The following is a 12,500-nucleotide window of genomic DNA, read 5'->3' on the forward strand; positions in this document are numbered from 1 at the left end:
ATCCATCGGTTTCAATGTGTTCTTCACTGTTCTGTCTTTCTCTTGTCCGCCACTAAATTTTTTACCGTGTTCATGACATTCTCTAAATTCATGCCCAGCTTGTCCATAACGGTCTGCCCCGGCGCTGAAGCACCAAATCTGTCAATTCCTACAACTTCTCCTTCATTGCCTACATAACTACGCCAACCCATTGTGGTGCCTGCTTCCAAGGCCACTTTCGGTATACTTTTCCGAAGAACGGTTTGGCGATATTCCTCTGGCTGTTGTTCAAATAGCTCCCAAGAGGGCATAGAAACAACACGGGCATTAATACTATCCTCAGACAGTGACTGCTGTACTTGAAGTGCAAGGGAAACCTCTGATCCCGTGGCAACTAAGATAATATCCACTGCACCATCATTGGACTCACTGAGTATATAGGCACCTCGATTAAAACCGTCCGTAATAGTAACACGATTTTTGTCCATGACGGGCAGTTTTTGGCGCGTTAAAACTATCGCTACAGGACCTTTTGATGAAAGCGCTGTAGACCAAGCCTCAGCCGTTTCATTGGCGTCCGCCGGCCGGAGGACAGTCAACCCTGGAATGAGGCGAAGGGACATGATCTGTTCAACAGGTTGATGTGTAGGCCCATCCTCTCCAATCCCTACACTGTCATGGGTAAAAATGTAGATCACATTCGTTTGCATGAGGGCCGAAAGCCGTATGGACGGCCGCATATAATCAGAGAATATGAGAAAGGTACCTACATAAGGGATTACGCCTCCGTGGAGTGCCATGCCGTTTGCGATCCCTGCCATGGCGTGCTCCCGAACACCAAAGTGAACATTGTGACCAGCACCGTTTTCCGGACCAAAGACACTTTTTTCGTTTTGGATAGTTTTGTTGGATGGCGCCAAGTCAGCAGAACCGCCTACCAGATTATCAATTGTTGACGCCAAGGCATTCATTACTGCCCCTGAGGCAGCACGGGTGGCTAATGGTCCATCGCTTTCACTGAAAAATGGGATAGCCTCTGACCACCTTTCAGGCAGGTCTCCTGCTATAGAAATCTCCAATTCTTTCAAGAGTTCAGGATACGTCTCGCCGTAGCGGGACATGAGATTATCCCAATCTTCTTCCGCAGCTTTTCCGACCTCAATAGCACTGCTATGATCTTTCGCTTCATCAGAAACAAAAAAATGAGGTTCGGTGGGCCAGCCCAATTTTTCTTTTGTAGCCAGAAGAGCATCTTTCCCCAGCGGTTCGCCGTGGGCCGCAGCGGTGTCCTGCTTTGGACTGCCGTAGCCAATGTGTGTCCGAACTATAATGATCGACGGCCGTGAATCTTCCTGTCCGTTTTTCACGGCTGAGTCGATAGCTTCCAGATCATTCCCGTCTTCAACGTTCTGGACATGCCAACGGTAGGCATCGAAACGCTTCGCTACGTCCTCCGTAAACGTAAGATCGGTGCCACCATCAATAGTGATACTGTTGTCGTCATAGAGATAAATCAGTTTACCCAGACCCAGATGGCCTGCAATGGAGGATGCTTCAGATGCGATCCCCTCCATTAGATCGCCATCGGAAACGATGGCGTAGGTATAATGGTTAATGACGTTCAAACCGTCCCGGTTGAATTTGTCCGCAAGAAACTTTTCTGCCATGGCCATGCCAACACCGTTAGCAAATCCCTGCCCAAGAGGACCGGTGGTGGCCTCTACACCTGGTGTAAGACCGAACTCGGGATGTCCAGGTGTTTTACTTCCCCACTGACGAAAATTTTTTATCTCATGAAGAGACAAATCATAACCCGCCATGTGGAGCAAGGCATAGAGCAGTGCGGAACCATGTCCAGCGGACAGGATAAACCGATCCCTGTTGAACCATTGAGGATTTGAAGGATTGTGCTTCAGGAACCTGTTCCAAAGTAAGTAAGCCATTGGGGCCGCACCAAGTGGCAGTCCCGGATGACCGGAATTGGCGGCCTGCACCGCATCCGCAGCCAGAAACCGGAGCATGTTGATGGAAAGAGTATCGAGTTCTTTTGACGTCAAGCTTTACCGTGCAATATGGGCTTAAGGAATTGTCCAGTATATGATTTTTTATTTTTTATGACTTGTTCCGGTGTCCCCTCGGCAACAATAGTACCACCCTCATCACCCCCCTCAGGACCAAGATCGATGATCCAATCCGCAGTCTTGATGACGTCGAGGTTATGCTCAATGACAATCACACTGTTCCCCTTTTCCACAAGCCGCGTTAGAACGTTGAGCAACATTCGAACATCCTCAAAGTGAAGCCCAGTAGTGGGCTCGTCTAGAATGTAGAGCGTGCGGCCGGTACCGATGCGCGAAAGTTCTGAGGAAAGTTTTACCCGCTGAGCCTCACCCCCTGAGAGGGTTGTTGCCTGCTGGCCAAGGCGAATGTAGCCAAGACCGACATCCCGAATGGTTTCCAGCCGCCTCATAATCTGCGGAATGTTCTTGAAAAAGCCGAGTGCTTCTTCCACTGTCATTGCCAAAACATCGGCGATTGTCCTCCCCTTAAAGCTTATCTCCAAGGTCTCGCGGTTGTATCGAGACCCTTTACACTCCTCACACCGCACATAGACGTCAGGTAAGAAATGCATCTCTATCTTAATGATGCCATCACCTTTGCACGCCTCACACCGCCCACCTTTCACGTTGAAGGAAAAGCGCCCTGGTTTATAGCCTCGCAGTTTTGACTCGGGTAATTTCGAAAAAAGTTCACGGATATGTGTAAAAATACCCGTGTAGGTGGCGGGATTCGATCTCGGTGTCCTACCGATAGGAGACTGATCGATGTCGATAACCTTATCCAGATAGAGTAAACCTTCCATATGGTTGTAAGAAAGGGGCGTTTTCCTGGCGTTGTGGAACTGTCTGGCCATAATGGGGTAGAGCGTTTCATTAACCAACGTACTCTTACCTGAACCGGATACACCTGTAACACAGATAAGTCTCCCCAGCGGGAAAGAGACATCAAGAGACTTGAGATTATTCCCGCTAGCACCCGATAGCAAAATACTTTTTCCCAAACCGTTCCGCCTCTCAGAGGGGATTTTAATCTCTTTCTTTCCAGACAGATATTGCCCCGTGATTGAATTATCCGCTTTGGCAAGTTCCCCGGGAGAACCTGAGAAGACCACATTACCACCTGTCTCCCCGGCTCCGGGCCCAAGATCCACTACAAAATCAGCTGTCTCTATGGTTTCCCGATCATGTTCCACCACAAGAACTGTATTCCCCAGATCCCTCAGTTTCTCCAAAGTGGCGATAAGACGTTTGTTATCACGCTGGTGAAGCCCGATGGATGGCTCATCAAGTATATAAAGGACTCCCACCAGCTGAGATCCGATCTGCGTGGCCAACCGAATCCGCTGCGCTTCACCGCCGGAAAGGGTGGCTGCCGACCGGTCAAGTGTCAGATAATCCAGACCCACGTTCTCAAGAAACTGAAGTCTCTGTTTCACTTCCTTCAGCACCTGTTTGGCAATGGTGGTTTCACTCTTGGTAAGTTTCAATTTCTGAAAAAACTGAGCCATTTCATAAATCGTATTTTTTGATAATTGCCCAATATTGAGGCCACCCAAAGTCACTGCAAGACTCTGTTTGCGGAGACGGGCACCACTACATTCGGGGCAGGGACGCATACTCATGAACTTCTCAATCCACTCCCGGATACCTACAGATTTCGTCTGGCGGTATCGCCGCTCCAGGTTGCGGACGACGCCCTCAAAACCACCGGAATACTCCCCGGAGAATCGTTTCGATTTGTACTGCATCTTGACTTGATCACTGCCTGTTCCAAACAGAAGTACTTCCCGGGCCCGCTCAGTAAGCTTGTACCAAGGTGTGGAAAACTTAAAATTGTAATGGTGTGCGAGACTTTTCAGGATGGCACTGTACCAGCTTCCCCTTGGCTGTTCGCCCAGAGGCAGGATGGCACCCTGAATCAGAGATTTCTTTTTGTCCGGGACAAGAAATTCCGGATCAACCTCCATTCGAGAACCGAGTCCATCGCAGGTTTTGCAGGCACCGTAAGGTGAATTGAAAGAGAACATTCTTGGTGAAATTTCCTCCATGCTCACCTCGCATTTTGGGCAGGCGAAATGTTCACTAAAGATGTGTTCCTTTTTCGGTAAAACGTTGACAATGACCAGACCTGAACCAATTTTCAGCGCCAATTCTACAGATTCGGTAAGTCTTTCCTTAACAGTCTTCTCAAGGATGATCCTGTCCACCACCACTTCAATGTTGTGCTTCTTGTTGCGGTGAAGAATAATTTTTCCGGCCAGGTCCCGCAACTTGCCATCCACCCTTACCCGAACGAAACCTTCCCGGCTGATCTCTCTAAACACTTCTTTGAATTGCCCTTTCCGGCCTCGGACCACCGAACCAAGGACCTGAAGTCTGGTCCCTTTAGGAAACTTCATAACCGCGTCAACGATTTGCTGAACCGTTTGCCTCTGGATCGGATCACCACATTTCCAACAGTGGGGTTTACCGACTCGGGCGTAGAGTAAACGGAGATAATCATGAATTTCAGTAACTGTACCTACCGTGGAACGAGGGTTCCGAGATGAAGCTTTCTGTCCTATGGAAATAGCTGGGGAAAGGCCTTCAATATAATCCACATCGGGCTTTTCCATAAGGCTAAGAAATTGGCGGGCGTAGGCGGAAAGAGATTCAACATACCGGCGCTGGCCCTCCGCATAAATGGTATCAAAAGCGAGAGAAGATTTACCCGACCCGGAAAGACCGGTTAGAACCACAATTTTATCACGCGGAATCTCCACATGGATATTTTTCAGGTTGTGTACCCGGGCGCCCCGAACAATTATTTTGTCAATTGAACCAGCCATTGCGACCAACCCGGTAAATTATTCTCCCCCCGTATGCTTTCAAACATGAAAGTCAAATTTTCCTGCTTAACAAGTGTCTAGAATGATTAGGCTGATGCTGAGGGCATCTTTCCAGAAGTTTCCAACATCAATGTTGGAAAATCAGAAATGAGACCGTCCACCCCAAGCGCCATAAGCCAATCCATGGCAGGTAAGTTGTTTACTGTCCAAACATTGAGTCGAAGCCTTTTTCGTTTTGCGAAGCTTATCACATTCTCGTTCATGAGATGGGCCGTTGGGTGAAGAATATCCGGGTGAACAACGTTGATAAACCGTGGCTTGGTGAGAATGGATGGTACATTTTCATCGCTCCAGAGGTAAGCGGTGGGAATAGTATGGTCAATCATCTTGACCCGACCGATGACAAGAGGATTAAAACTAGAGATCATGACTCTTCCTTGCAGTTTATGTTTTCTAATGAGTGACACAACTTTCTGCACTGCATGCAAATCCAGCAATTTTATGGACTTAATCTCGATATTAAAGATGCTATTTGGGGGAAGTGCAGATATGAGTTCGGCCAGCGTAGGGATAGGAGTGACGCCCAGGTTGGGAAATTTGATACCGGCATTTATCCCTCTGAGCTCTGAAAAATCTGATTCATTGATGTATCCGGAACCATCTGTTTCACGTTCCAGATCGTGATTGTGTGAACAGACAACTTCACCGTCTTTTGTACAGAGTACATCCACTTCTACAGCCCCAAGCCCGGCGTCCAGAGCTCTCTGAAATGAAAGAATGGTATTTTCGGGTGCAACCCTAGGAGAGCCGCGATGGCCCATCATAAGAGGTCCGTCACGGTAGAGATGACTAACATCCATAGGGTGCCAGAAGAAAAGGTGCTTGACGATGACCGCACTAACAATAAACAGCAGAAAAGCGATGGATGTCATGAATATTATTTAACCGCTGGATTCAGCACTAGTTTTCGGAAACCGGTGTTACGAACGGTCGCTTCATCCATGAATGTTGTCCTATAACGGCCGGACATATAGAGGGGTGCCTGATCAGCGTAGTGGGGACTTCGGGGAACACCAGACTGACCAGTAGGCAGTACAATTTGTGAGCTATTCATATCTGAAAGGTCTACAATTCTCCGAAATGATGGGCCCACCACCCGGCGGAATGGGGCCGAGAGTGTATACTCACCATTATTAATGGTGGTACTGGATCCACCACTTTCAAAGGGTCCTACATTAAAACCAAATAGACGGTCCAGAAACGGCTTCGCCCTACCAATGGTATGAACATGTGTAAGTGTATGAAGCCGTCCCCACCACCAGTAGCCAGGCGACGGTCCAAGGCGCGTTTCTAGTTCGGCCACAGCAGAGCGGAATGCCTTGCGAGTGATTTCATCCAGATCCTCCAACCGATCCGGGGTGTTCACATCATCAACCCAGGATGAGCCACCGCGCTCCAACACAGCTCTCAGGTTCCTGAGCGAAATTGCCCAATTTCCTCTCGCCCCCACGGGTCCTATCCATGCTGAAAAAAAGTTGTCTCCAATAAGAGCCATTTCATCTGCGTAGATCGCCTCCAGAAGTTCCAGCATAACCGTGCTGTAAATGAGCCCGCCAACAGACTCAGACTCAAATCCGCCGGCCCATTCTCCAAGAACATTGATGGCATACTGAAGGTTACTGCCCTTTTCAACTGTCTCATTCTCAAACACCTTAATGAAATAGGGTGCAATGTCCCGGCCAAAAGGAGAAACTACATCCTGCTGGATCGCTGCCATATCATCAACGGTTAGATCCGATCGGCCTTCAAGCAGTTCAGAAATACGGTCATAACGGGATTTTTCGTGCCAAAGGCTTGAAACATAATAAGGAAAGTCATCAGAAAATGTCCGGTTGTTCGCCGTAGCGATGACGCCGGCAGAAGGGTTGAAGAGCCAAGGCATTGCCGATGATCTGATAAAGCCTTTCCAGTCATATTCTGATGTCTCCCCCGGTAGCGGCACAAGGGTCTCCCCGCCCTTTCGTTTGGGGATCCTGACAGCCGGCCGCCAACCAATGTTCCCTTTTATATCGGCATAAATGATATTCTGTCCCGGCACGGTGAAACGGGCAACGGCCTCTGAAAAATCGCGCCAGTTTTTCATAGTGTTGAGACGCAAAAATGCGTCCACTTCATCGCTCATGTCGTGACCGGTCCAGCGGAAAGAGATGACTCTCTCTCCTTCTCTGGCTAACGGATGAAGATCGGAAATGACAGGACCGCGGTGAGTTGCGCGAATCAGCAAAGTGTGCTTTTTGCCATCCTTTGTGAAAATTGCTTCCTCCCGGAGCATCATATCTTTCCATTTACCATCATGGTAATACTGATTGGGATTATCTGGGTTCACTTTTTCTAGATAGAAATCGAGGTCGTCCGCCATGAGATTTGTGAATCCCCAAGCGGCGTTCCGATTCTGCCCAAGAATCACAAAAGGAGTTCCGGGGAAGCAGACGCCGCTCACATCATATTTCCCTCCAACAAGATGCATCTCGTACCAGATGGAGGGTTGCGTCATCCCCAGGTGTGGGTCATTGGATAGAATGGGTTTACCGGACTTTGTTCTGGCGCCGGAGACCACCCAGCTGTTTGAACCGAGATGGCCACCAGCTGTCCCCAGTAGTCCGCGGATGTTTTCATCAGCAACAGACATAGCCTCCCACACAGGTGCCAGGTCCAAAGCCACTGTGGGAAGTGACTCCGGTGACTCATCTGGAGCCACGGGCCAAAGCTCCAGCGCCTTCTGCTCACCAAACATGTACGCCACTTGTCCCAGCATCATTTCCGGATACCACGACTGGGAAAGTGAATAGGCCATCAACCTAGCATAGCCAGTCACATGCTTCGGCTCCCAACGGATAGGTTTTATCCGCAACAGTTTGAATTCCACGGGAATATCACTGCCTATTTCATCAATATATGCATTAACCCCGTTACAAAAAGTTTCCAGAACTTTCCTCGATTCCGGACGGACATAATTCACAAGTTCCTCGGCAATTTTTGGGATGCCCCACGTCCTGAGAAAGATGTCACTTTTAAGCTGACTTTCACCGAATAGCTCCGACAGTCTCCCTTCAGAGGTGGCAGCATTCACTGTCATCTGGAAAAGTCGCTCTCGGGCCATGAGGTATCCTGCCGTAAAAAACATGTCAGTCTCATTCTTGGCATAAACGTGAGGTACCGCGTAGTCGTCGAAGAAAACTTCAACCTCTTCTTTCAGTCCGCTTATTTTCAGATGACCTTCATAAGGAGGCAATGACGAGTGCAAATATTGATAGGTGGAAAACCCCAGTAACAAGACCGTTCCGATTCCGATAACTGTTCTATTTATCTTATTAGTCACTTGGTAACACCAACCATATACTTGTAGAAATTTAGACATATCAGGAGACTCAGCATAACGGAGCGGATCTCACGCACGGTTCGATGATCGCTTCATGCTCGGTATCGGTGTCTCACTATCCGCCAGTACAGCCAACTGTTCTACAGTCACCGGCGTGTGACCCCAATCGTTCTCTACCTGTCCTTCAATAATGTACGGCCCCCGACTTCTGATGAGGTGACCAAACTTACGGTATGCCCCAGGAAAAAGTACCGCTTCGTACGTCGCTGTTAAATCTTCGCAGGAGAGAAACTGCATTATCTCTCCCGGCTTTGTTTTTGTCCGGCGGGTGGTGAGCATCCAACCCACCAGCTTAACTTTTTTGCCCACATATTGAGTCAATTCCTGGCTGTGAATCAATCTACCCACTTTCTTGACATGTTGTTGAAGAGCTCTTTTCCAGATCCAGAGCGGATGCTTTTCCACTGTCAGTTCCATCAGTTCCAGTTCGTCTCTCAACTTTTGCTCCAAAGGATAATCCACCCACGGGATTTTGGAAGATGTCTTCACCACACTGGGGAACATCCCATCACAGCTCGCTTTCAGTTTATGATAGAACAGCTTCAACCGCCACAAATGCTGGGGGCGGGTGTAGCCCAGTGAATCAAAGGCACCGCACCGGATGAGTGTTTCCACTTCCCGGTAGGTCGGTTTTACGCGGACACAAAAATCTTCCAGCGATTCGAAGGGTCGTTCTGTCCGTTTTTCCAGTAGCACAATGAGGGTCTGCCGGGTAAGTCCCTTAATTTGCAAAAGACCGATACGGAGCCACGGTACGTTGTCATTTGCCGTAAAGTGAAGTTTCGATTCATTCACATCCGGCGGGAGGATGGTAACCCCGAGCCGACGGGCTTCTTCCAGGTAGCACGATGTATGGTAAAAGCCACCGTAGTTGGACATGACCGCCGCCAAGAATTCCGCCGGAAAGTGAGCCTTGAGCCACGCTGACTGGACGGAAATAACCGAATAGGCGGCGGAGTGTGCTTTACAGAAAGCGTAGCCGGAAAAAGCTTCCATCTGCCGCCAGACCTCCAAAGCCGCCTCCACATGCACTCCCCGTTTCACCGCGTCCCGGATAAAACGATCCCGGTGCTCCATGAATGGCTCATCCACTCGCTTCCCGCTCATGGACCGCCGCAGCCTGTCTGATTCCGCCAGACTCCATCCTGCAATAGCCTCGGCAATCTTGATCACATCCTCCTGGTAGAGCATGACACCGTAAGTGTCTTTCAGCAGTTCCGTGAGAGAGGCGTGTACTGCCTCCACTTTTTCTTTACCATGGTGTCGTTTGACGAAATGTCTCAACATCCCTGAATCGGCGGGCCCGGGACGAATCACCGAACTGGCGGCGGTGATCATTTCAAAAGAGTCCGCTTTCAGTTTTTTCAACAGTCCCCGCATCCCTGGTGATTCGATCTGAAACACGCCCATGGTGCGGCCCTCCTGGACGAACACTTTTGTTCTTTCATCCATCTCTAGCACGGTATGGCGATTGAAGTTCACGTTATATTTTTCTTTCAAGGTGTCGGCCATTTCCGCCACCACCGTGAGGGACCGCTGCCCCAACAGATCAATCTTCACCAACCCCGTTTTTTCAATCCCATACATATCAAACTGGGTTACCACCGGACCTTTTGTAGATCGCTGGAGTGGTACATAGTTGGTAATCTTTTCAGGTGATATGACAATGCCACCACAGTGGATCCCCATATGCCGCGGTCGTCCCTTCAGTTTTTGCGCCAGCTCAAATATTCCTCTGTACTTGTCATCCTCTATCATTTGTTTGCCGGCTCCCTTTTCATAGCGCCGCGGCAGCTCACGGGGCATTTGGTTGATCTCTCTTTCCGACAACCCCATAGCCCGCGCCACATCTCGCACTGCTCCCCTGAGTCGGTAAGTGTTGAATGTAGAAATCATAGCCACTCGATCTCTCCCGTACTGCTCATAGACATATTCCAGCACTTCGTCCCGGCGCTTCCAGCAGAGATCCACATCGATATCTGGCGGTTCCTCCCGGTCAGGGTTGAGAAACCGCTCAAAGATGAGATTGTGTTCTATGGGATCAACCGGAGTGATGTTCAAGAGATATGACACTAAACTTCCTGCCGCCGAACCACGCCCTACCGTAGGAATGCCCTGCCTGTTTGCCCACTGAACAATATCCCAAACAATAAGGAAGTAATCGGCGTAGCCCATATCGATGATGATGTCCAGTTCATAGGTCAGTCGCTTCAGTATCCTTGTTGTGATAGGGTCATACTTCTCCGGCAGCGCCTTGTGGCAAATGTTTACCAGATGATCAGCTGAACTTCGATTCATTGGACAGACTTAAAGTCTTTGTGCTCTCTGTGGCTCTCTACCATAAATTTGCCCCATGAAGATTGCCGTCAGTACTGATGAACGGACACCTCTTGTGGAGTCACTTCTTCACGAGCTGCAGGAACGAGGTCACGATGTCACCTATTTCGGTCCGGAGAGAGATGAGTCAATGGACTGGCCTGTAGTGACTGAACGGGCAGCTCAACTTGTGGCCAGCGGTGAGGCTGAAGAAGGTATTGTCATGTGCTGGACCGGCACAGGGGCCTCCATCACTGCTAACAAGATAAAAGGAGTAAGGGCCGCCCTTTGCCGGGATAGTGCAACAGCGAAAGGTGCCCGAACCTGGAATCACGCCAACGTTCTTGCTTTGAGTCTTCAGTCTACGGATGATACAACACTGAAAGAAATTTTGGACGTCTGGTTCGCTACACCGTACAGCAGTGACAAGTGGAACCTGCAACAGATTGATAGGATCAGAAAGTTGGAACAGGCATCATCTTCGGAATCAAGCACGTAATAATAGAATAACCTTAAAGGTCTACGGTTTAACAGTTATGTGGACTGGTTGTTGCGCAACAGGTCCCTTCCGTTGATTCTGCTAACACAGATCTGAGACCTCTCTTCTAACCAATTCCTAACCTGTCTTTCATCCGGTCCTAATGGATAACTATCATGTCCCAATCACGTTCTTTCAAAACGATAAGGATAAAATTTTTGGATTGTGTAATATGTATTTTAATGTCAGTCTCAAAGTGGACTTATAGCCTATCATATGGGAGCCCGTTTTCCCTACCGTATCCCCACATACTTCACACAAAACAAATAACGGGCGGTATTGCAAACAGTGAAACGTATTACCTAAAAAGAGTGAGCAGATTATTCTGTTCACTCTTTTTTTTAGCCTTGATTGCTTCTTGCGAGAAACCCTCAAGCACATTCAATGAAATCTATTTTACACCCATACAACCAGGCGACGAGCTTGATTCTCCTGCCGTCTATCACGGTAATGATGAAGCGTGGATTGTTGTAACCGGTAAAGATGGTGATCGTCTGTCTGTGTATGACGCAAACAGTGGGAAAAAGGTGCGTGTGATAGGAAGTAAAGGGGATGGATTCAGTCAATTCGCTTATCCCAACGGCATTTGGATTGAAGATGATCTTATGATCATTGTAGAACGAGATAACCATCGTCTTCAACTGTTCAGACTTCCTGATTTTGAACCTCTTGGATTTATTGGTGAAACCGAGCTTGCTAAACCTTACGGTATCAACGTACTTCACGACTCAGAAGGTCAACTGGACGTTTTTGTAACGGATAGCGAAGATGTAAAAGGCAGGGATCTGGTCGAGGTGCATGGCCGACGAATTCGTCACTGGAAATTAACTGTAGAAGGGGATGCTATCTCTCATACCCTTGTCAATACATTTGGTGATATCACCGGCCCCGGTATGCTCTATGAAGTGGAATCCATTTTTGCAGACAGACAACACAACCGGCTTATGATAGCAGACGAACAGGAAAATGTCATAAAGGTATATACTATGGATGGAGACTTTACCGGAACCATTCTTGCCAAAGGGCGCTTTGCCGGGGATCCGGAAGGAATTGCCCTGTATAAATGTGGTGATAATTATGGCGTCTGGATTTTTACAGATCAAAGTCACGATGGGAACCGATTCCACCTTTTCGATCGTAAATCATTGAAATACCTAGAGACCTTCACTATGAGCCAGACCACAAATACGGACGGAATCTGGTTGACGCAGAAACCGATGGGTAAGTTCATTGATGGTATATTTTGTGCCTTGAATGACGATAAGAATGTGGGTGTTGTAAGTGTCAGTAGCTTTAAGGAAGCTATGCCCCAGCTTTTCAGATGTAACGGCTAAAATCTA

General features: G+C 48.5%; 7 protein-coding genes. 2 read left to right on the forward strand and 5 right to left on the reverse strand.

Features of this window, described 5'->3' with window-relative positions; all coding sequences use genetic code 11:
• Positions 1-23 precede the first annotated feature (23 nt).
• The 5 genes from tkt to EYO21_03590 form a co-directional block, all read right to left on the reverse strand.
• Positions 24-2,000, reverse strand: a complete 1,977-nt coding sequence (tkt, locus tag EYO21_03570; protein HIB02889.1) for a transketolase — start codon at positions 1,998-2,000, stop codon at positions 24-26.
• Positions 2,001-2,032: 32 nt separating this feature from the next.
• Positions 2,033-4,867 carry an excinuclease ABC subunit UvrA gene (gene uvrA, locus EYO21_03575; protein HIB02890.1) on the reverse strand — a complete coding sequence of 945 codons (2,835 nt, stop codon included), beginning with the start codon at positions 4,865-4,867 and terminating at the stop codon, positions 2,033-2,035.
• 86 nt (positions 4,868-4,953) lie between these two features.
• The gene (locus EYO21_03580; protein ID HIB02891.1) at positions 4,954-5,799 is read right to left on the reverse strand and encodes a hypothetical protein; all 846 of its coding nucleotides are present in this window, start codon (positions 5,797-5,799) and stop codon (positions 4,954-4,956) included.
• 5 nt (positions 5,800-5,804) lie between these two features.
• Positions 5,805-8,285, reverse strand: coding sequence for a penicillin acylase family protein (locus EYO21_03585; GenBank protein HIB02892.1), 2,481 nt, complete (start codon positions 8,283-8,285; stop codon positions 5,805-5,807).
• A 30-nt stretch (positions 8,286-8,315) separates the two neighbouring features.
• The gene (locus EYO21_03590; protein HIB02893.1) at positions 8,316-10,604 is read right to left on the reverse strand and encodes a DNA polymerase III subunit alpha; all 2,289 of its coding nucleotides are present in this window, start codon (positions 10,602-10,604) and stop codon (positions 8,316-8,318) included.
• A gap of 55 nt (positions 10,605-10,659) precedes the next feature.
• On the opposite strand from EYO21_03590, the gene EYO21_03595 reads away from it, so the two are divergent.
• Together EYO21_03595 and EYO21_03600 are read left to right on the forward strand one after the other, a co-directional pair.
• Positions 10,660-11,121 (forward strand): RpiB/LacA/LacB family sugar-phosphate isomerase, encoded by a 462-nt coding sequence (locus EYO21_03595; protein HIB02894.1) that lies wholly within the window; start codon positions 10,660-10,662, stop codon positions 11,119-11,121.
• Between the two features lie 155 nt (positions 11,122-11,276).
• Entirely contained in the window at positions 11,277-12,494 is a 1,218-nt protein-coding gene (locus EYO21_03600; GenBank protein HIB02895.1) for a phytase, read from the forward strand.
• Positions 12,495-12,500: the final 6 nt, after the last annotated feature.

The organism is Candidatus Neomarinimicrobiota bacterium, from assembly GCA_012964825.1.
GTDB lineage: Bacteria > Fidelibacterota > Marinisomatia > Marinisomatales > S15-B10 > UBA2125.